The organism is Chryseobacterium sp. MYb7 (assembly GCF_002979455.1).
Classification (GTDB): Bacteria; Bacteroidota; Bacteroidia; order Flavobacteriales; family Weeksellaceae; genus Chryseobacterium.
Genome location: NZ_PCOU01000008.1, coordinates 67,114 through 88,206, shown reverse-complemented (window position 1 = coordinate 88,206; position 21,093 = coordinate 67,114). Strand labels below are relative to the sequence as shown.

Genomic DNA, 21,093 nt, shown 5'->3' with positions numbered 1-21,093 from the left:
AGTTTTTCATTTACATTATTTTGCATCCAGCATATAAATTCCCCCTTCAGTCATGATGGTTTCTCCGGGTTGTAAGCCTGATATGATTCTTACTGTTTTCTGATCGGTTTCTCCCGTGGTCACAGAACGTTTTACATATTGGCTTTTACCGGTTTTTACCCACACATACTGGGAATTGTCCTGCTGCATCAAAGCGGTTACAGGAATCATAACCGTTTTTTCAGGAGTTGTTGAAAAATTAACGGTAGCATACATGCCTGGCTTTAGTTTTTTGTCCGGATTATCACATTCAATAAGAACTTTGATACTTCGGGTGTCTTCATCTACAATTTCATTGATGTGGTAGACTTTTCCGGTAATATTTCTGTCGGGATAGGCGCTTACTTTTACAGAAACCTGATCTCCTTTATTCACAAAGCGGATGTCTTTCTCCTTTACATCACCGGAAATCCAAACTTTTGATAATTCTGCGATAATCATCACGGGGTCGGCATCTCCTTTCAGATATTGGCCGTTTACAATTTTGTTAGAGATAATTTCTCCGTTAATGGGAGCTCTTACCACAAGAGGGCTTCCTATACCTCCACCTTTACTGTTATATACTTTCAAGGCAGAAGAAGCATTGGAGAGGGATGTTTTTTTATTTTTAAAATCAGTTTCTGCCTCATCCAGTTCCTTCTGAATACCAACTCCGTGTTTTACGAGATCCTGCTGGCGTCTGTAATTTTTTTCTGCAAGCTGTACATCATTCAACGCATCGGTATAATCCTTTTGAACCGAAAAATAATCTGAAGACAGGATTTCAAAAAGAGGACTTCCGGCCGAAACATTTTTTCCAAGTTGAATAAACGATTTGGTAATTCTTCCGGAAAAAGGACTGGCAATTTCTGCATAATGATTAGGGATTGCCTGGATTGTTCCTGCTGAAACCACACCATCGCTGTGCTCCTGTTCGGTAACGATCTGTGTTTTTATTTTTTTGAAAACAGGATTGTTTTCCGGAACAGTGATCTGATCATTTTTTATAAGGAGATCCTGATCCTGCGGAGCTTCACTTTTGGAATTTTTACAAGAGATTATCAATGTCAAAAAGACCATTGTTAAGACTGTTTTTCTCATATAAGTTATTTATAACCATTATTTTATATCTATATATTCGCTGGCTGTAATTTTTGTTATTAAAGCCACTGCCCGAATTTTTTAATAAACCATTGTTTCACAAACTGGGTTAATACACAATACCCTGTAAGAATTCCTATTAAATAAGGGAAATAGCTTAGAGGTAAAGACTGCATTTTCAGATACACGGCCATTGGAGTGAAGGGAATCAGAATTCCGATCAGCATGATTAAACTTGTTAATGCAACCACTGGTGTAGCTGCCCAGCTTTGGATGAATGGAATTTTTTTCGTTCTGATAATATGAACAATCAAAGTCTGGGATAATAAACCTTCCACAAACCAACCTGTCTGAAACAAGCCTTGTTGCTCCGGAGTATTGGCTTTGAAAATAAAAAACATCACGGCAAAAGTCACATAATCAAAAATGGAACTCAAAGGACCTATATACAACATGAATTTTTTGATGCTTGCAGCTTCCCATTTTTTCGGTTTTTCCAGAAAGTCTTTATCCATTGTATCCCATGGAATGGAGGATTGCGATACATCATACAGTAAATTCTGTGTCAGAATCTGCAGTGGAAGCATAGGCAGAAACGGAAGCAACACACTGGCTCCGATCATGCTGAACATATTTCCGAAGTTGCTGCTGGCCGTCATTTTTATATACTTGACGATATTTCCGAAAGTTCTTCTTCCATAGATCACGCCGCTTCGAAGGACCATCAGATCTTTTTCCAACAGGATGATATCTGCACTTTCTTTGGCAATGTCTGCTCCTGTATCCACAGAAATTCCTACATCTGCTTCCTTGATGGCTGCTGCATCATTGATTCCGTCACCCATAAAACCAACGGTATGGCCTTTGGATCTTAATATTTTTACAATACGTTGTTTTTGTAAGGGGCTTACTTTAGCAAAAACGGAATAGAGATCCATATCCTTGCGAAGTTCATCATCACTCATATGCTCCAGTTCATCACCCAGCATAATGGTGTTGATAGGAATTCCTACATCATGGCATATTTTTTTAGCAACAATATCATTATCTCCGGTCACAACTTTTACTTCTACGCCAAGCTTGTGTAAAGCTTTGATGCTTGGCTCCGCAGAGGGTTTTGCCGGATCAAGGAATCCCATAAATCCTGTAAGGGTAAGATGAGTTTCATCAGTAACAGAATAATTCAATGGGTGATCACCATCAAATTCCCGAATGGCAATCAGTAATACACGAAGTCCTTCAGCATTCAGCTTTTCAGACATTCTGATAATCTGCTGTTTCATCAGATCATCCAGCGGAACACTATTGTCATTCTCGATATGCAGACTGTGATCTTCTCCCGGATCTAAGGCATATTGGCATAAAGGAAGCATTTCTTCCACGGCACCTTTGCAGATCATCAGATGTTTTCCTTGGGAGGTATTCAGAATCACTGACATTCTTCTTCTTTCGAAATCAAAAGGAATTTCGTCCACCTTTTGATACAATTCATCTGCTCTCATGAGGTTGTGAACTTCGGCATGATCAAGAACAGCTTTATCCAACAGATTTTTGAGCCCGGTTTGATGAAAACTGTTGAGGTAGCCCCATTTCAATACTTCATCATCTTCAATACCACGAACGTTGAGGTGGGTTTCCAGTACAATTTTGTCCAGTGTAAGGGTTCCTGTTTTATCAGTACACAGAATATCCATAGCTCCGATATTCTGGATGGCATTCAACCTTTTAACAATCACTTTCTTTTTGCTCATATTGACAGCCCCTTTGGCGAGATTGGCGGTAACAATCATAGGAAGCATTTCAGGAGTCAAGCCTACAGCTACAGCAATGGCAAACAATAAAGCCTGCATCCAGTCTCCTTTTACCAGTCCGTTAATCAGAAAAATAACAGGAGTCATGATCAACATAAATCTGATCAGCAGATAACTCACTTTATTGACTCCGATATCAAAAGCGGTTTCTGGTCTTTTAGCAGCCAGGCTTCTGCTGATACTACCGAAATACGTGAAAATTCCTGTATTGGCTACCACGACTATTGCTGATCCACTTACCACATTGGTACCCATGAAGCAGATATTCTGAAGGTTGAGAGGATTACGATCTTTGGCATCTTTAATGGGAAATGCATTTTTCTCGACTGGAAGAGCTTCTCCCGTCAGGATGGATTCACTGATGAAAAGATCTTTACTTTTAAGAATTCTGCAATCTGCCGGAACCATATCTCCTGCGGACAGAATAATAATATCCCCGGGAACAATTTCAGTGATTTCTATTTCTTCACTCTCATTAAATTTTCTTTTGGTGAGACAGCTTGTTTTTACCATCTTTTTTAAGGCTTCTGCGGCTTTATTACTTCGGAATTCCTGGATGAATCTTAAAACCGTACTGAAAAGAAGCATCACCGAAATAATAATGCTGGTGCTGAAATCCTTTTCACCAGGAGGTACAAGAATAGCATCAATGAATAATGAAATTGTGGCTATGCATGCCAGAATATAATTAAATGGATTAAAGAAAGAATGCGCAAACTGTTTTGCCCATGAGGGTGCTTTTTGAGTGGCAATTTCATTCTTCCCATAAATTTTCAGACGATCTTTTACCGTGTTTTCACTGAGTCCTTCTTCTGAGGTTTCCAGTAGGGCATAAATCATTTTTTCGCTCTCAGCAGCAGCTTCTTTCAATTTTACAAGAGCTGCTGAATTGAGATTTTTGTTTGAAGATTTTTTTAACATCGCTTCAAAGGTTGTTTTTAATGTTACAAATCGTTTTCTGTGCCTATAATTTCCCAGCTGACTTTGATGACTTTGTCTTCAATCGTTAATCTGCTGGCTGTTTTTTCCATGAAACTGTCCTGTGGAGTAGAAGCATGTACTTCTGCTGTAATGATGGCGTTTTCAGGCAGACCGTTGTCATCGCTGGTAAGAGATTTCAGTAATACTTTATCATTTCCGCTCAGAGACTGCATCAGTTGTACCCGGACATGATTTTCTACCTCACTTTTGCACTTGATGCTGAGAAGGTATTCGGTATAATGGTTTCTGCTGTTAATATTATTGCCCAGTTTTACACCTAAAGGACGGAGAATGATATGGGTGAGGATAATAAATCCGCTGGTGATGGCTGCCTCAAAAGGAAATCCCATGGCACTCAGAGCTCCTACAGATGCAGAGCACCAGATGGTAGCTGCTGTATTGAGTCCTCTTACGGTAAGACCATCTTTCATGATAACACCTCCTCCCAAAAATCCAATCCCGCTTACAATATAAGAGGCTATCCTGCCTGTAGCATCGCCTCCGATTCTGATAGAAAGAAGAACGAATGCTGCGGAGCCAAGACATACCAAGGTATTGGTACGAAGACCCGCGCTTTTTTGGCGCCACTGTCTTTCAAAACCAATGCTGGCACCAAGGGCAAATGCGGTAAGGAGACGGAGGGTAAATTCTAATGTAGTCATAACTTTTCCTGTTTTTATAAAGCTTTTCAGCTGTACGGGAAAAGTGAGTACAACTAAAGCTTTTAAGATTGATAATTACTGTAAGGATCTGAGTCCATATGCTTTATTTTTTACTGTGCAAAAGTAAAACTGTCAGCTTTTTTTTACCGTTAGAAAAGCTTTAGAATGTTATTAGAAAATCATTAGAGAAAATATCTTCCTGTTTTTTTAACCTAATGTTACAAGAAATGATTATTTACTATGTCTTATGAATAGTTGTAAACTGTACCCATTGCAGACGATAAAATTTCAATACATTTGGAGCGGATAATTTTAAATAATATATCTCACGATTTGTCATGTGAGATAAGAGATTGTTTAATCCCGGAAACTTCTTTCCAAAACCTTTTGAACTCTATATTGAAGAAATGAAAAAATCAAACTTAGCAATACCAGCTACGCTTTTAGCGATTATCTGTGTGCAGGGAGGAGCCTCCATTGCAAAACAGCTATTTCCCGCTATCGGAGCTATTGGTACGGTTACTTTAAGAATTGTGCTTTCTGCAGTTTTGCTTACTTTGATTAACCGCCCGAAATTTCTACAATTTGACAGCCAGAAATGGAAGTACTGTGCAATATATGGAATTGGGCTGGCTGCCATGAATCTTATTTTCTATATGGCCATTCAAAGGATTCCGCTGGGATTGGCGGTGACTGTAGAGTTTGCAGGACCATTATTCCTTGCTTTGGCCTTGTCCCGTAAACTGTTGGATGTCATATGGGCATTGTTGGCATGTGTGGGGATTTTGCTGATCGTTCCGTGGCAGAATGATCATGTAGACTTAATAGGGCTTGGACTTGCCTTTCTGGCAGGAATGTTCTGGGCACTTTATATTATCATGGGTGGAAAAGTTTCCAAAATAATGGATGGAAAAGATGCGGTTACCACAGGGATGATCTTTGCAAGTCTTGTGATTATTCCCTTTACGATATGGGATGGTGCTGTTTTCAATCTTACCCCGATTATTTTTGTGAAAGGGCTTGGGGTGGCTATTCTTTCGAGTGCTTTACCTTTTTCATTGGAAATGATGGCCTTGAAAAAACTTCCTGCAAAAACTTTCAGTATTCTGATGAGCCTGGAACCTGCATTTGCTGCACTTTCAGGGTTGGTTTTTCTTGCTGAAGAATTATCTTTTTTACAATGGATTTCTATTGCCTGTGTGATTGCGGCCAGTATAGGGACAACCGTTTTCAATAAGAAATCTCTTTCCCATGAGTAGATGTGTAAAATTTTTAAACCATTAAGCTAATTAAGATTCAAATATATTTGAATGAAGCTTTTTTGATAGGTTAACCGATTATAAACTCAACTGTAAAAGTAGTCTTGTTATCTTCTGATACTACATTGATTTTTGCGTGATGGAGCAGAATAATTTTCTCAGTGAGAAATAATCCAATTCCGTGACCTTTTTCGTGTTTTGATGTTTCGCTTCTGTAAAATGGCTCGAAAATATGTTGTAAATCTTCTTTAGTAATGCTGTTTCCGGTATTGGTAAAACGTATTGTAAGAATTTTTGAATTGGCTTGCACGTCTATGAAGCAGGTGTGTTCCGGTGAATATTTGCAGGCATTATCAATCAGATTGTTAAAGGCCACCTGAAGAAGATATTCATTTCCCTGGATGATAAGCTGGTGTTCTTCCACAGAATCTTCTATATTTAAAGAGACTTTATACCCTGAATTTTCTTTAGTGATTTTGGTGTAAGATTCCAGAAGAACTTCATCAAGGCGCACTTCCGAAAAACTGATTTCATTAGGATCATAGCTCGCTTTGGCAAGATCCATTAAACTATTGGAAAGCTTTACCATATTGCGGGCATCATCCAGTGCATATTGAATCGTTTCCTGATATTCTTCTTTGGTTTTATCTTTTTCTGAAGCCAGTTCCAGCTCAGTAATGATAGCCGATAAAGGAGTTCTCAGCTCGTGGGAAATATTAGATACAAAATGTTTTTGCGAATCAAAAGAATTTTCAAGTCTTTCCAGCATTCCATTAAAATTTTGAGCAAGCTCATTCAGTTCGTCTTTTTCCTTTGTTGTTTTCAAACGCAATTGAAGTTTCCCCGCAGTAATTTTTTTAATCTGAATGACCATTTCACTCAGTGGGCTCAATGCTTTTTTGGAAAGAAATATTCCTGCCAGATAAATTAAAATCAGGATAATAAAAAAAGAGATAATGCTGATCGTCAGAAGATGCGTAAGATAATCGTATCCGTATTTATCGTAAGCTGCTGCAGTTACCGCATATGTTTTTCCTTCATAATGATATACCATTCCGATCACCTGCAAATCTTTCAGAAAGAAATTTATTTTCTTTTTCTCAAAGATCTGAGAAAGCATTTCCGGAGTTTCCTTTACGTAATCTACCTTGGCATCATCATGATAGATCAGTTGTTTATTGGTATTATAAATGGCAACCTGTACTTCATTAAGGGTTCTGGTATTGTTTTTATAAAGCTTATGCATTTCCTGCTCGGGAAGAGAGCTTCGGAAAAATAAATCAGCTTTGGCGATCGCTTCGTTCTGAAGTTCGCTGTAAAAAGATTTTTCTCTGGCTTCTTTGGATGAATAATAGATCGAAATACTGTAAATACTTAAAAGCATTGCAGTGATTAGGGTAAAAAGCAGCGTAAGTCGGGTTCTTATTTTCATCCGGATATTTTTAATTTATCTTAATGATTACTATACCGTGCCTGATTCGTAGTCTTTCTTCAGAATAAATCCCATACCGGCTTTGGTATGGATCAGTTTGGTTTCAAAATCTTTATCTATTTTTTTTCGGAGATAATTAATATAAACATCAATAAAATTAGTACCTGTATCGAAATGGGTTTCCCATACTTTCTCTGCAATTTCACTTCTGGAAAGAACCCTTTCAGAATTTTCCAGCATGAATTTTAAGAGATTAAATTCTTTTGGTGTTAATTTGATGGGAATTTGATCACGGCTTGCGGTTTTCTGTTCCAGATTCATTTCAATGCCTTCATATTTGAGGACAAAAACTTTTTGCTGTCGCTGTTGTGAAAAACGTTTCAGAAGTACTTTGATCCTTGCTACCAGTTCCCGCATTTCAAAAGGTTTGGTCAGATAATCATCAGCTCCGGCATCAAACCCTTCCAGCTTATCGTCAGTAGTTCCCAATGCAGTAAGCATAATGACAGGAAGATTAGGTTTTAAACCCTTGATTTCGTTACAAAACTCCAAGCCGTTTTTTTTAGGGAGTACAATATCAGTTACTACCAGATCAAAATGGTTCTGCAAAGCCAGCTTCAGACCTGTGATTCCGTCATAAGCCACAGTGACCTCAAATTCAGCTTCCTGAAATCCTTTTGCAATCAGTTTGGAAAGTCTGTCATCGTCTTCAACTAATAAAATATGTGGCATAAGAATTTGGGAAATGTTTGGGTTGGTGTGAAGAATAGATCAATATTCCCACAAATGTAATGAATTCTATTTTGTAATTTTGGCACAGAAAGTATAATAGAATGTCTGAATTTAAAATATTTTTTAGCAAAAGAATCAAAGAAATTGTGGTTGTAGGGATTTTGTCCTTTTTACTGGTTTTACTGGTTCAGTGTAATCACGCTTATCCAAGCAATGTACAACTCAAAAATGGAGATCTTCTTTTTGTTACTGCCAAAGAATCCGGGCTTTCTGGTGCAATCAATAATGTAACTCAAAAACAAAAGGCAGCTTCATTTGATCATATAGGAATTCTGGAAAAAGAAGGGAAGAGAATGTTTGTTCTACATGCTGCTCCGAAAGACGGTTCTCAAAAACAGGATTTGAATGATTTCATTAAAGATCAGAAAAAAGAAGGGCAGGAGGTAATCATTTACCGATTAAAATCGGAATATCAGAAAGCAATTCCTGATGCTGTTAAAAAAGCAAATTCGATGTTGGGGAAACCTTACAATTTCAATTATATTTTGAATGAACAGTCATATTATTGTTCTGATTTTGTGGAAAGAGCTTTTCGGGCGGAAAATATTTTCAAATTGGAGCCGATGACGTTTATAGATCCAAAGACAGGAAAAGCGAATACATTTTGGGAAGAATTTTACCATAAGAAAAATCTCAAAGTCCCTGAAGGAGAGCCGGGTTGTAACCCAAACGGACTTGCTGGTTCTGATAAACTTGAAAGAGTAGGAAATTTTTAAAATATGAGAAGAAGCTGAACAGGCTTCTTTTTTTATGTTAAATTTTTTAAAATATTAGTCTACTAATTTGGTGGACTAATATTTTTTTATATTTTTGTCACAGATTTAAATGCAGAGCGCACTATGATCTGACAATGTTTAACCCAAAAATGTTTAGCAATGATTACACCTAATCCCGGCCTGCAGGTTTTGCAAAATAAAATAAGCCTGCCTAAAAAAGAATTGTTACTGGAAATAGAGTTGAATGGCAAAATGAAATTTGAACATTTGATGAATACCATTTATAATCAACTAGGCATCTGTCATAGAGTGTTGTCAGCTAACGTAGAGTATGTGAACGGCTACAGTTTTGGTTCAGTACAGTTATATATTAATGTCAATTCAGAAGATTTCCACCAGCTTGAGATCTATCTGAATAAAAATAAACTTATCAATACGACGGTAGAATATACCTGCAGAACATATTTTTAAGTGAGATTCATATAGTTTTAATTACTCAAAGTGTCCGGTTCTTTTACCGGGCACTTTTTATTTTTGTACTAAAACAGATTATAAACAAATTAAAAATACCAATCCTTAACCGGGACAGAATTCCCCTCCTCTGGAGGGGTGGCAAAAATTCGAAGAATTTTTGACGGGGTGGTTAAAAAAAGGCTGGTGGTAAAACAAAAAAAACGTTCAGAATATTCTGAACGTTTTCCTATTATTAAATAAAATAATTTTAAATTCTTTCAATGTCAGCACCAATTGCTTTTAGTCTTCCATCAATATTTTCATATCCTCTGTCGATCTGTTCGATATTGTGGATAATAGATTTTCCTTCAGCAGAAAGTGCCGCAATAAGAAGGGCATTTCCAGCTCTGATATCCGGGGAAACCATTGTTGTTCCTCTTAATGGAGCTTCCTGGTTCAATCCGATCACCGTAGCTCTGTGCGGATCACATAAAATGATCTGAGCTCCCATATCGATTAATTTATCCACAAAGAATAATCTGGATTCAAACATTTTCTGATGAACCAGAATACTTCCTTTTGCCTGAGTAGCCACTACTAAAATAATAGATAATAAATCCGGTGTAAATCCTGGCCATGGCGCATCCGAAATGGTCAAAATAGAACCGTCAATAAATTTCTGAATTTTATAATGTTCCTGAGCAGGAATGTAGATGTCATCACCACTTTGCTCAAGCTGGATTCCTAATTTTCTGAATGTATTCGGGATGACACCAAGCTGGTTCCAGTTTACATTTTTGATCGTGATTTCAGATTTTGTCATGGCCGCAAGACCAATCCAGGATCCAATTTCTACCATATCCGGAAGCATGGTGTGCTCAGTTCCTCTAAGGTAGTCAACCCCTTCAATCGTAAGAAGGTTGGATCCGATCCCTGAGATATTTGCTCCCATTCTGTTCAGCATTTTGCATAATTGCTGAAGATAAGGTTCACATGCAGCGTTGTAGATTCTTGTTTTTCCTTTGGCCAAAGCGGCTGCCATTACAATATTAGCCGTTCCGGTAACAGAAGCTTCTTCCAATAAGATGAATTTTCCTCTAAGCTCTTTAGCTTTTAAAGAATAGAAATATTCCTCTTCGTCATAATTGAATTCAGCACCTAGTTCAACAAGTCCCTGGAAGTGGGTGTCTAATCTTCTTCTTCCGATTTTGTCACCTCCCGGAGTTGGCATATAAGCCTCTCCGTAACGGGCAAGCATTGGTCCCATCAACATGATGGATCCACGTAATTTTGCCCCGTCTTTTTTGAACTCGTTAGATTTAATATAATCAAAATTAACCTGATCTGCCTTGAAAGTATAATCTCCCTGTCCGTTTTTAGTAATTTTTACTCCAAAATCTCCAAGAATTTCAATTAATCTGTTAACATCATGGATATCCGGAATATTTTTGATTCTTACTTCTTCGTCCGTCAGGAGAACCGCACATAAAATTTGTAGAGCCTCATTTTTGGCCCCTTGTGGAGTTATTTCACCCTGCAGTCTCTTTCCTCCTCTTATTTGAAATGTTCCACTCATTATTTTCTGTTTTTATGATTGTTATTATGCCTTCTCTTGTTAGGCTGGTTATTGTTATTGTTTTTATTATTGTTGTTATTCCTGTTGTTGTTATTGTTATTATTTCGGTTGTTGTTATTGCTGGTGTAATAGATTTTGCTTTTTTCAAGAGAATCAATTCCAGTAAGATCCAACCTGTTTTCAGACAGTTCTTTCAGGTGGCGGAAAATTACGTCATCCGTCACATGTTCTTTATTATAGACATTGTAAGATTTCTTCATATTGTTGGCAATCACTTCGATAAGGGCTTCTTTTTCATCACCCTGTTCCAGTTCGATTGCTTTTTCTATCAATTGAAGAATACTTTTTCCGTAAAACTTAAAGTCACCCTGAAGTTTTGGATATTCCATTCTTTTAGGTTTTTCTGCCAATTGTTCCGGAGTAGGGAACGGATATGGGGACTCTACATCCAGATCATGATTAGCAAGAATAAAAAGATGGTCCCAAAGTTTATGTTTATAATTTTCCTCGTCGCGAAGCTGTGGGTTTCTCTGACCCATAAAATCGATGATTGCCATAGCCATTTCGTTCCTTTCCTCTTTGGTAGGAAGTTCTTTGCAGCGCTCAACCAACTGTTGTATAATTCTGCCGTATTCCGGCATATGAAGCTGAGTTTTTTGGGTATTGTATTCCATAGTATGCAAATATATGCATTAAAAGAAAAATGAATTCGAGAATCTTAAAAATTTATGATTTTTTAATGAAATATTTAAATGCTTTTCTTCTTGATTTATTATGGAAAATGAAAATATTTCCCGTTGGTTTGAATTTGTTTTTAATAAAATTGTATATTGTTTAATAAAATGATAATTAATTATTACGATGAAAAAAACTAACTTTTTCCTTTCACTGCTGGCTTTAGCATTAGTAAGCTCATGCCGTACAAGTGATGAATTAATCACGGAACCCTTCAAGCAGGAAGAGGTTCATAACAAAACAGTCAATGTAACCTACCATGACGGGCGGCCTTTCAGTACCGGAAATGAATCCGGATCTCTGCAGGGTAAATTTATCGCAGGTCCTGGAGGTGGGGTTCTGATGCAGGGATTTTATTGGGATGTTCCGGACGGAGGCAACTGGTGGAATACTGTTAAGGATAAATTAACAGCATGGTCCAATGCAGGAATTGGTGCCGTATGGTTACCACCGGCATCAAAAGCGCAGAATGGAGCCTATTCTATGGGGTATGATCCTACTGACTATTATGATTTTGGAGATTTTAATCAAAATGGAAGCACAGAGACCCGTTTCGGATCCAGAACCGAACTGGAAGCTTTGATTACAAAAGCGCATAGTGAAAATATGCAGGTATATGCAGATATTGTGATCAATCATAATAGTGGTGGACAATCTGAAGCCAATCCTTTTACAGGAACCAATACATGGACTGATTTCTCAGGAGTTGCTTCCGGAAAATTTCAGAGAAACTATAATGATTTTTATAAAAATGCCTACGGAAATAATGACGAAGGAGCTTTTGGTGGTTTTCCGGATCTGTCTCATGCCAACCCTCACGTACAGGACTGGCTTTGGGGAAGGGATGATTCTGTTGCAAAGTATTATAAAAATGTGATGAAATTTGATGGCTGGAGGTTTGATTACGTTAAAGGTTTTGGCCCTTGGGTAGTCAATACCTGGAATTCTAAGGTCGGAGGATTTTCTGTAGGAGAATTATGGGATTCCAATGTCAATACACTGGAATGGTGGGCGAATAATGCCAACAGTTCCGTATTTGATTTTGCCGCTTATTATAAAATGGATGAAGCCTTTGATAACGGAAACTTAAACGCTTTGAATGATGATATGATGTGGAAAAGAAATCCATACAAAGCAGTAACCTTTGTAGCCAATCATGATACCGATATTATTTACAATAAAATGCCGGCATATGCCTATATTTTAACCCATGAAGGCTATCCAACCATTTTCTACAGAGATTATGAAGAATGGCTGAATAAGGAAAGGCTAAACAATCTGATCTGGATTCATAATAATAAAGCTACCGGAACAACTTCCATTCTGTATACCGATAATGATGAATATATCGCAAGACGTAATGGCTATAATGGTAATCCAGGGCTTGTTGTATACATCAACACCTCCTCAAACTGGCAGGAAAGATGGATAGAAACCAATTGGAGCAGCCAGCAGATCAAAGATTTTACAGGGAATTCGACTTGGTATCCGACCACTCAGGGAGACAAATGGGTGAAGATCCAATGCCCACCGAATTCTTATTCTGTATGGTCGCTTAATTTATAAGTAATGAGCAATGGGTGATAGTTGATAAATGATAAATGATGAAGTTGGTAATAGACTATTATTCCATTTAACTTCTATTAAACATTAAACTAAAACAACTATACGTTTTATTTGTCATTCCGTAGGAATCTCTACAATGCATTATTTATAATACGTCTTGTAGGAAACTCTTACGGAATGATATTTTTTTATAGGTTGAATGAAATTGTGTAAGAATAATTACACCTGAATAAATTTTTTCTTCTGATGCTGGTCCGGTAAATAACATTTCTGATTGGCCAGCTTCATTCTGTTTCTGGAAATGATATCATACACTTTGTCACTTAAAGATGCAGGCAGGATTTTCCCAACAAAGGAAAGTTTATAAACTCCTCCCAATAAGTTGGCAATTTCCAATACTGCCCTTGATTTGATCTGGTAATATCGCCCCGGTTTCCACAGATACATGGTGTTGAAGATATTGGTTTCCAGGCCTCTTTGAGATAAAAACTGCTGTCCAAAGTAAGACTGGAGAGAAGCAAACATGAATTGGTCTTTCTTATCTCTCTCCAAAATCCACTGCACCCAGAAATTGCAGACACCGCAATCTCCATCAAAAAATATAATATGTTTATTTTCCCAGTTTTCCACGACTCTATTTATTAAACATAATTCCTCTTTCCGTATCTTCTTTTACTTTTTTGAAATATTGAATAAGATCTGCACGCTGTTCATCCGACAATTTGGCGTCTTGGTGTCCTAAATAATAAGACTCAAGCGGCATTTCTTTCTTCTCAACCATTTCTATACATTCTTCCAGTTTATGAAGCTGTCTTTGAGGTTCATATACTGCAAAGGTAGAAAAATTAAGATGTTTTCTGCCTTCATCAATATGATTTTTCACCCACCACGCAGTAGGGGAGATATTGGCATACCATGGATACTTTGTTTCATTGGAATGGCAATCATAACATGAAGTTTTCAGGGTACGGGCAATTTTCTCAGGAGTGTTTTTTATCTTCAGAAAATCCATGCCGGGTGTAGGTGGCGGATTCGTTTTATCGATCGGAAAAAACTGAATGATGATAAATGCAACAAGAATGATAACAATTATTTTTTTCATAGCCGGTGTTTCATATTTGTATAATATAAAGGTAGTTAATTTATTTTTAGTGGGGGAGATGGAACCTGGGTGATGGAAGCAGGAAGTGCTTTTAGAAGTTTTTTGAATTAGTATGTTTTTCAGAAATGATCAAGTTATTTTTCATAATGCCACTAAAATTACCTCCTCCAGTATTCAGCTTTCTTCCTCCTTAAATTCTTACGTTGAGTAATTCTAAATTGGGTGGTATACTGCTGTTTTTATTGAAGTTAATCTGAAAAATGATTAACTTAATACCTCAATTTTGTCCAAGCTCTAATGCTGTTGAAAATATTTATTTATAGTTTTTAACTATCGTTGAAATAAAAATTAATAGATTGTATTTATCAGTCAAACGTTGTAGGTTTGTCTTGTTCTTACAACAGAGAATTTAAACTGTATTAATCAATATAAAAAATAAAATAAACGACAATGGAAAAAGATTTGAATGACATCAGTAAATGCCCGTTCCATAACGGAACAATGAAGAAGAATGTAGCAGGTGGCGGTACCCAGAACGCAGATTGGTGGCCAGATCAGCTTAGAGTAGATCTTCTGCGCCAGCATTCTTCCCTTTCTGATCCTATGGATAAAGATTTTGACTATGCCAAAGCTTTTGAAAGCCTTGATTTAGAAGCTGTAAAAAGAGACCTTCACGCATTAATGACAGATTCTCAAGATTGGTGGCCGGCAGACTTTGGTCATTATGGGCCTCTGTTTATCCGTATGGCATGGCATAGTGCCGGAACATACCGTGTAGGCGACGGAAGAGGTGGAGCAGGAGCTGGGCAACAGCGTTTTGCACCATTAAACAGCTGGCCGGACAACGTAAGTCTTGATAAAGCAAGAAGATTATTGTGGCCGATCAAACAAAAATATGGCAGAAATATTTCATGGGCAGACCTTTTGATCCTTACCGGAAATATAGCTCTTGAATCTATGGGCTTCAAAACATTCGGGTTTGCAGGAGGACGTGCAGATGTTTGGGAGCCGGATGCTGATATCTATTGGGGATCAGAAAAAACATGGCTGGGAGGTGATTTACGTTATGCTCACGGTTCGGAAGGAGTACCAGAGGGACACTCAGCGGTTCTTCCTACCGATGATAATGCAGACGGAGATATTCATTCAAGAAATCTTGAAAATCCATTGGCAGCAGTACAAATGGGACTTATTTATGTAAACCCTGAAGGCCCAGACGGAAATCCTGATCCTATTGCTGCAGCTAAAGATATCCGTGATACTTTCGGCCGTATGGCGATGAACGATGAAGAAACGGTTGCTCTGATTGCAGGAGGACATACTTTTGGTAAAACCCATGGAGCAGGTCCTGCAGATCATGTAGGTAAAGAACCTGAAGGAGCTGGAATTGAACAGCAGGGACTTGGATGGGCAAGCTCTTATAAATCAGGAAGCGGAAGAGATGCTATTTCCAGCGGTCTTGAAGTAACCTGGACTGAAACTCCGACTCAGTGGAGTAATTATTTCTTTAAAAACCTTTTCGAAAATGAATGGGAACTAACGAAAAGCCCAGCCGGAGCTCACCAATGGGTAGCTAAAGATGGAGCTGATATTATTCCTGATGCATTTGATTCTTCTAAAAAGCATAAACCAACGATGCTTACAACAGACCTTTCATTGAGATTGGATCCTGTTTACGAAAAAATTTCAAGACATTTTTATGAAAACCCTGATGCGTTTGCCGATGCTTTTTCAAGAGCATGGTTTAAACTGACGCACAGAGATATGGGGCCACGTGCCCGTTATTTAGGACCGGATGTGCCACAGGAAGAACTGATCTGGCAGGATCCTATTCCAGAAGTGAACCATGAATTAGTTGACGGAAATGATGTAGAAACATTAAAATCAAAAGTTTTAAATTCAGGATTAAGCAATGCTGAATTGATTTCTACGGCCTGGGCTTCTGCTTCCACTTTCAGAGGAAGTGATAAGCGTGGTGGTGCTAACGGTGCCAGAATAAGACTGGAACCTCAAAGAAACTGGGAGGTGAATAACCCTTCACAGCTGAACAAAGTATTGGGAGTTTTGGAAGGAATTCAAAAAGAATTCAATGATTCTCAAAACGGAGGTAAGAAAATATCATTGGCAGATTTAATTGTATTAGCAGGAAATGCTGCCGTAGAATCTGCTGCAAGAAATGCAGGTCAGGATGTGAAAATTTCATTTGCTCCAGGTAGAATGGATGCTTCTCAGGAACAGACCGATATAGAATCTATGGGATATCTAGAGCCTGCTGCAGATGGATTCCGTAATTATCTGAAAAGAAAATACACGGTTTCTACAGAATCTCTATTGATCGATAAAGCCCAGTTATTAACACTTACTGCCCCTGAATTGACAGTACTGATAGGAGGAATGCGTGCTTTGGATACCAACTTTGATGGTTCAAAACATGGAGTGTTCACTAACCGTCCGGGAGCCCTTACCAATGATTTCTTTGTGAATCTTTTGGATATGGGAACGCAATGGAAAGCAATGTCTGATGATAAGGAATTATACATAGGAACTGACCGTTCAACTGGTCAGCCAAAATGGACAGCAACGCGTGCTGATCTTGTTTTCGGATCCAATTCTGAATTAAGAGCAATTGCTGAGGTATATGGAAGTGCTGATGCGCAAGGCAAATTTGTAAATGATTTTGCAAAAGCATGGACGAAGGTGATGAATCTGGACAGGTTTGATCTGGTTTAATAAATAAAATGAAAAATAGAGAAAGGCAGCAGTAATGCTGTCTTTTTTTGTATTTGGATATGATGCTATAACATAAAAGAGACTGTCTTAGAATAAGACAGTCTCAATTTTTTAACAACAATTTTGTGGAAATTACAAGGTCAGAGTATTGGGCTTTTCTCCTTGTATTTTATATAAATGAAAATCGTGAACTTTCCTTAAACTGTAATCTGAAGTATTCGGAATTGTTTTTTTTGATTTAATATTGATAATCTCAAATCCTTTTTGCAAAATGTTATCATTGTTATTAAATTTTTTTCTCACCACAGACATTGCAGGTACTCCCAGTGTATCAAGAGGGGGTATAGAAATTGTTGCAGAAGTTTCAAAATTAATTCTCAAAGTATCTTTCTCATAAACATGTCTATAGTTTTCCTGAGCTTCTTTAAGAGAAACTTTGATGGTATCCTTAGATGGGTTTGCAAAAACTAAAAAAGTTTCTACATTTTTGATTTCTGTACTGTCTTTGGTAAAATCACAAATTAAGTTTTGAAAATCCCGAAGGGTATTTTCACTGGGAGTTATAGTTTTATTGCATGATATTAATGTGAAGAATAAAACTAGTGCACTGATGATGATCTTATTTTGGACCATATATTCTATAATATGCTTTGTCTTTTTCATAATTTTCTTTCATTAATTGTTGGAATGGAAGTGTGGTCTTATTAAAAATAGGAGAAGCCATTTGATGTTGGTAAATCATAATATGTTCTTTAGCCAAATCTACTTTTGGAATATAATAATAATCAGGATTTACTGTCAAATGACTTACCTTTCCACCTTCATGGCTTAGTGCGGAGATCATATTATATTTGCTATTGTATAACTCGGGTACTTTGCCATTAGAGACCATTAAAGTAACTGTTTTATTGAGTTTATGGCCTTCTACCAAAGCATTGTCATTATATTCACCACCGTTGTAACTTGTCATTTTCCCTTTTTTCTGTCCTGCTTCAGTGTGATAATTAAAAAATCCAACCGAAGTACTACTACCTTTTAAGTTTTTCAAGTTAATACCTGCTTCTTTAGCATAATGATTGGCAATATTAGCTAAAACATATGCATTGTCATTATCAAACAAATAATCTTTTAATTCTTTTGATAGCCAAGGAGCTGTATTGAGTTCACCGGTGATAGGATTTTGATAATCAATAATAATATTATTACTTTTTTTGTTATCTGTATATAAAAACTTTCCATATTGATTAAAGTGATCATCCACGGGTTCTCTGCCATCAGGATCAATAAATCTTACAGGGTTATTAAAAGCATAATTATAAGGGCTGAACCTTGTCATTTTCTCTGCTAATGGATCTATTACACCCCATTTTCCCAGATCAGACATATAAAATCTTGCACCATAATCATACATTCCACTTTCCTGAAGTTCTTTACCATTATACTTATAATTATAATATCCCCCTATAAGTCCTTTACTTCCTCCACCAATATGATTAAGCCCAAAAGGATAGTAATTATTGGTATCAGTAATTTCTGTTATTCCTTCAGTGTTTCTGGCAAAACTTACTCTAGTATTTCCTAAATGATCTCTATATTGGTAAATGTAACGATTTTCTGTAAAGCTGTAAAATCCTTCTGCCGTAGGAACAAAATCAAGATTCCATTTTGGTTTAATGATTAAGGTGGGATCAAAAATAATCCCTCCGCCTTTTAAGTTTTCTTGATCAAAAGAGATATTTGTTCTGCACCACATACATGGCCCTGAAATTTCGCTATAATTATATTGAAAACCATCCAGATAGTCTGTAATCTGTGTTGTTTTGGATTGACCTTTACCACCTCCGGAAGAATAGGTTTTACGAAGTTTGGTACCATCTGCTTTATAAAGATAATTTAAATTAAAACTTTTAACCCCAAAAAAAGTGTCCTCTTGTGTGATGGAATAATAATTAGGCAAATTAAGATGGTTGTACTCTATAAGAGAAATACCTTTATCAAGATGGCTTGTCATATTTCCATTACCATCACTACTGTCATTATCATAAGTAATATTGTTTGGATTGATAATATATGGATAGCCTGTAGGGTTTTGTTGTTCATCAGTAACTTTTGTTAATTTGTTCCCCGTATAATCATATTTTAGATTATCAATAGCTAATGCGGTAGTACTTCCTTGTGGAATCCCACCAGATCTCTTCAATCTTTTGATATTACCATTAAGGTCGTAATCTAGTTTCTCATAATATTCTCCGGCACTTTCATTTCCACTTTTTTGATAAAAACCTGCAGAAAGTCTGTTCAAAGGATCATAAACGTAACCGTAAGTTTTTAAAGGCTCATTTTCTTCAGCGAGTGTTTTCCAGGATACTTCTGCTATATTCCCATTGAATTTTGGTTTTACTTTTAAATTTGAAAAATCCTGATTGGGAACTTCTAATCCTTCTACCTGATTATAATTTATCTTATATCCAAACAAATCAGTCCCCAGATTGGAAGGATTATTAATATAAGTCATCCATCCTCTGATATTGTATTGATAGTCTATTGTTTGAAGAGGTTGAGACATATCAGTTCCCCCTACTTTTTTAATTTTCAGTTGGGAAATCTCATCATACGTATTCTGAACCAATATTTCGGTAAGATTACTATCTACCTGATGCGTATGTATTTTTACTCTGTTTTGATGGTCATAATCAAAAATTTCAGAAATTTTTCTTTCTATATCGGTACTAAGTCTTTTATGGGTAGTGATAGTTTTTTTTGAAAGACCTGCAAAATTCAATTCTTTTTCAATTCTTGTAAATCCACCTAAGTGATTTATAGAATGTGTAATTACAATTCTCCCTCTGTTGTCATAAAATGTGAAATTTTTGGTCCAGTTATTGTCTTCAGTATTTTTGATATAAGAAGCCACCTGAAGTCCTTTTGTATTGACTGAGGCTGCCGGATTGTCAGTAATAACAGGTTGGGCGAAGATACTCCCGGGAATGGTGATTTCCGAAGGTAAAGAAGGATAGGCATCATAATAATTTACTACTAAAACGGTTTCTATGTCAATAAAATAATTATTACTATAGAGGATTTGCATTCCATTACGGGTAAACCCGTTAGTGTCCCGGTCTTCTATAATAAATTTATCTACAGCTTGGGCTTGCATATCGTTTCTACTTCCACCAGGAATGATTCCCGTATAAAGAAGTCTGCTAAATTTATCATATTTATTGATGATCCATCTTCCCTTTTTACGTAGAGTGCTATCTTGTGTCATGATGATGCGGTCGCTTTTGTCATACACCATAAATTCCCATCCCTTGCCGGGTAGTTTTTTTTCTACGACTCTATTTTTTCTATCATATTTGAATTGATAACAAAGAAGATTTAGAGTGTTATCATCCAAATTAGCTGCTGATGCCAATGGAGGAATAATATAAGCTAGCTGTCCATATTGATTATATACATAATAAGTATCTGCACTTTCTGTAGAGCTAATTATTTTTTTAATCAGGATGATCTGATCATCAGAGTTTTTATATTCAATTGTCTGTCCTCCATCTTCATCTGTAATTGTATTTTTTTGCAGGGTATTTACTGCATGATTTCCTAATGTAGTAATATTGGATGTAAGGGTTGTATAATCGAACGTTGCAACATATTTTTTTACTTCATCATTACTATTAAAAGCATAGTTGTATTGCAAAGGGTGATTATTCCAGTTTGTTCCCACTGTCTTTTGTTCTATAACCCTTTCTATTGGGGAATTTTCAAAAATCTTTTCACTAAATATTTTTTCCCCATTGTAAAAATTAGTATTATCATCCACAGGGAAGAGAGTAAGACCTGCTGATTGAGGATATATTTCTCCATTAGTAGTTGATGATTGTGGAATAGGGAGGTATTGTCTTGTTGGCCTGCCTGCTGCATCATATACAGTAGGAGTTACAAGATCTCTTCCCATTGGAGAAGCTTTTACATTAACGGTTTGTTTCTCTTTTCCTAATCCGTTAAAATATTGTACTGTTTCAATTTTGTTAGCATTGGGGCTGGATATAGTTACAGAATCCAGATAAGCCCTGGTTCTAATATAATTTTCTGTATTTGTTTGAGCATATAATATGCCTGTCAAAAACAGTGAAAATATGGTTATTATATTTTTTTTCAT

Annotated in this window: 17 protein-coding genes; 6 read left to right on the top strand and 11 right to left on the bottom strand. The window is 36.8% G+C overall.

The annotated features are described in order from the left end of the window. Window positions 1-15: 15 nt before the first annotated feature. Genes CQ046_RS08650 through CQ046_RS08640 form a run of 3 tightly spaced genes read right to left on the bottom strand, consistent with a single transcriptional unit; the run spans window position 16 to window position 4,573 of the window. Window positions 16-1,119 (bottom strand): efflux RND transporter periplasmic adaptor subunit, encoded by a 1,104-nt coding sequence (locus CQ046_RS08650; RefSeq protein ID WP_105701876.1) that lies wholly within the window; start codon window positions 1,117-1,119, stop codon window positions 16-18. A 59-nt stretch (window positions 1,120-1,178) separates the two neighbouring features. After that, a complete protein-coding gene (gene mgtA, locus CQ046_RS08645; protein ID WP_105701875.1) occupies window positions 1,179-3,851 on the bottom strand; it encodes a magnesium-translocating P-type ATPase in 2,673 nt (890 codons plus the stop codon). Window positions 3,852-3,874: 23 nt separating this feature from the next. Beyond that, window positions 3,875-4,573, bottom strand: a complete 699-nt coding sequence (locus tag CQ046_RS08640) for an MgtC/SapB family protein (protein ID WP_105701874.1) — start codon at window positions 4,571-4,573, stop codon at window positions 3,875-3,877. A 407-nt stretch (window positions 4,574-4,980) separates the two neighbouring features. Here CQ046_RS08640 and CQ046_RS08635 point away from each other — a divergent pair, with 407 nt between their 5' ends. Further along, window positions 4,981-5,832, top strand: a complete 852-nt coding sequence (locus tag CQ046_RS08635) for an EamA family transporter (RefSeq protein WP_105701946.1) — start codon at window positions 4,981-4,983, stop codon at window positions 5,830-5,832. Between the two features lie 70 nt (window positions 5,833-5,902). Here CQ046_RS08635 and CQ046_RS08630 read toward each other — a convergent pair whose 3' ends face one another. Next, window positions 5,903-7,264: an ATP-binding protein gene (locus CQ046_RS08630; protein ID WP_105701873.1), complete on the bottom strand. Its 1,362-nt coding sequence runs from the start codon at window positions 7,262-7,264 to the stop codon at window positions 5,903-5,905. A gap of 30 nt (window positions 7,265-7,294) precedes the next feature. After that, window positions 7,295-7,996 (bottom strand): response regulator transcription factor, encoded by a 702-nt coding sequence (locus CQ046_RS08625; RefSeq protein ID WP_105701872.1) that lies wholly within the window; start codon window positions 7,994-7,996, stop codon window positions 7,295-7,297. A 101-nt stretch (window positions 7,997-8,097) separates the two neighbouring features. Between CQ046_RS08625 and CQ046_RS08620 the strand changes: the two genes are divergently transcribed. The 3 genes from CQ046_RS08620 (at window position 8,098) to tilS (ending at window position 9,407) form a co-directional block, all read left to right on the top strand. Beyond that, window positions 8,098-8,772, top strand: coding sequence for a YiiX/YebB-like N1pC/P60 family cysteine hydrolase (locus CQ046_RS08620; RefSeq protein WP_105701871.1), 675 nt, complete (start codon window positions 8,098-8,100; stop codon window positions 8,770-8,772). A 159-nt stretch (window positions 8,773-8,931) separates the two neighbouring features. Beyond that, window positions 8,932-9,243 carry an NIL domain-containing protein gene (locus tag CQ046_RS08615; RefSeq protein ID WP_105701870.1) on the top strand — a complete coding sequence of 104 codons (312 nt, stop codon included), beginning with the start codon at window positions 8,932-8,934 and terminating at the stop codon, window positions 9,241-9,243. Then, complete coding sequence (gene tilS, locus CQ046_RS24035) at window positions 9,219-9,407, top strand: tRNA lysidine(34) synthetase TilS (protein WP_123906597.1); 189 nt, start codon at window positions 9,219-9,221, stop codon at window positions 9,405-9,407. The genes CQ046_RS08615 and tilS overlap by 25 nt, the downstream gene beginning before the upstream one ends. A gap of 86 nt (window positions 9,408-9,493) precedes the next feature. On the opposite strand, the gene murA is transcribed toward tilS, so the two are convergent. Together murA and CQ046_RS08605 are read right to left on the bottom strand one after the other, a co-directional pair. Then, window positions 9,494-10,801, bottom strand: a complete 1,308-nt coding sequence (gene murA / locus CQ046_RS08610) for a UDP-N-acetylglucosamine 1-carboxyvinyltransferase (RefSeq protein WP_105701869.1) — start codon at window positions 10,799-10,801, stop codon at window positions 9,494-9,496. After that, complete coding sequence (locus tag CQ046_RS08605) at window positions 10,801-11,475, bottom strand: DUF4290 domain-containing protein (protein WP_105701868.1); 675 nt, start codon at window positions 11,473-11,475, stop codon at window positions 10,801-10,803. Before CQ046_RS08605 ends, murA begins: the two co-directional genes overlap by 1 nt. A 187-nt stretch (window positions 11,476-11,662) precedes the next feature. Here CQ046_RS08605 and CQ046_RS08600 point away from each other — a divergent pair, with 187 nt between their 5' ends. Next, window positions 11,663-13,102 carry an alpha-amylase gene (locus CQ046_RS08600; RefSeq protein WP_105701867.1) on the top strand — a complete coding sequence of 480 codons (1,440 nt, stop codon included), beginning with the start codon at window positions 11,663-11,665 and terminating at the stop codon, window positions 13,100-13,102. Between the two features lie 219 nt (window positions 13,103-13,321). Here the strand turns inward: CQ046_RS08600 and CQ046_RS08595 are convergent, their stop codons facing one another. Together CQ046_RS08595 and CQ046_RS08590 are read right to left on the bottom strand one after the other, a co-directional pair. After that, window positions 13,322-13,732: a thiol-disulfide oxidoreductase DCC family protein gene (locus tag CQ046_RS08595; RefSeq protein WP_105701866.1), complete on the bottom strand. Its 411-nt coding sequence runs from the start codon at window positions 13,730-13,732 to the stop codon at window positions 13,322-13,324. 4 nt (window positions 13,733-13,736) lie between these two features. Continuing rightward, on the bottom strand, window positions 13,737-14,204 hold the full coding sequence (locus CQ046_RS08590) for a heme-binding domain-containing protein (protein WP_105701865.1): 468 nt from the start codon (window positions 14,202-14,204) through the stop codon (window positions 13,737-13,739). A gap of 450 nt (window positions 14,205-14,654) precedes the next feature. Between CQ046_RS08590 and katG the strand changes: the two genes are divergently transcribed. Then, window positions 14,655-16,934, top strand: coding sequence for a catalase/peroxidase HPI (gene katG / locus CQ046_RS08585; RefSeq protein WP_105701864.1), 2,280 nt, complete (start codon window positions 14,655-14,657; stop codon window positions 16,932-16,934). 132 nt (window positions 16,935-17,066) lie between these two features. Here the strand turns inward: katG and CQ046_RS08580 are convergent, their stop codons facing one another. Continuing rightward, window positions 17,067-17,597, bottom strand: a complete 531-nt coding sequence (locus CQ046_RS08580; protein WP_105701863.1) for a hypothetical protein — start codon at window positions 17,595-17,597, stop codon at window positions 17,067-17,069. Continuing rightward, window positions 17,554-21,093, bottom strand: coding sequence for a DUF6443 domain-containing protein (locus CQ046_RS08575; protein ID WP_165790495.1), 3,540 nt, complete (start codon window positions 21,091-21,093; stop codon window positions 17,554-17,556). The genes CQ046_RS08580 and CQ046_RS08575 overlap by 44 nt, the downstream gene beginning before the upstream one ends.

Coding starts and splice junctions, on each gene's coding strand:
- murA (WP_105701869.1), bottom strand. CDS start 10,801: ATGAGTGGAACATTTCAAATAAGAGGAGGAAAGAGACTGCAGGGTGAA.
- CQ046_RS08650 (WP_105701876.1), bottom strand. CDS start 1,119: ATGAGAAAAACAGTCTTAACAATGGTCTTTTTGACATTGATAATCTCT.
- CQ046_RS08625 (WP_105701872.1), bottom strand. CDS start 7,996: ATGCCACATATTTTATTAGTTGAAGACGATGACAGACTTTCCAAACTG.
- CQ046_RS08600 (WP_105701867.1), top strand. CDS start 11,663: ATGAAAAAAACTAACTTTTTCCTTTCACTGCTGGCTTTAGCATTAGTA.
- katG (WP_105701864.1), top strand. CDS start 14,655: ATGGAAAAAGATTTGAATGACATCAGTAAATGCCCGTTCCATAACGGA.
- CQ046_RS08630 (WP_105701873.1), bottom strand. CDS start 7,264: ATGAAAATAAGAACCCGACTTACGCTGCTTTTTACCCTAATCACTGCA.
- CQ046_RS08580 (WP_105701863.1), bottom strand. CDS start 17,597: ATGAAAAAGACAAAGCATATTATAGAATATATGGTCCAAAATAAGATC.
- CQ046_RS08590 (WP_105701865.1), bottom strand. CDS start 14,204: ATGAAAAAAATAATTGTTATCATTCTTGTTGCATTTATCATCATTCAG.
- mgtA (WP_105701875.1), bottom strand. CDS start 3,851: ATGTTAAAAAAATCTTCAAACAAAAATCTCAATTCAGCAGCTCTTGTA.
- CQ046_RS08615 (WP_105701870.1), top strand. CDS start 8,932: ATGATTACACCTAATCCCGGCCTGCAGGTTTTGCAAAATAAAATAAGC.
- CQ046_RS08640 (WP_105701874.1), bottom strand. CDS start 4,573: ATGACTACATTAGAATTTACCCTCCGTCTCCTTACCGCATTTGCCCTT.
- CQ046_RS08635 (WP_105701946.1), top strand. CDS start 4,981: ATGAAAAAATCAAACTTAGCAATACCAGCTACGCTTTTAGCGATTATC.
- CQ046_RS08575 (WP_165790495.1), bottom strand. CDS start 21,093: ATGAAAAAAAATATAATAACCATATTTTCACTGTTTTTGACAGGCATA.
- CQ046_RS08605 (WP_105701868.1), bottom strand. CDS start 11,475: ATGGAATACAATACCCAAAAAACTCAGCTTCATATGCCGGAATACGGC.
- CQ046_RS08620 (WP_105701871.1), top strand. CDS start 8,098: ATGTCTGAATTTAAAATATTTTTTAGCAAAAGAATCAAAGAAATTGTG.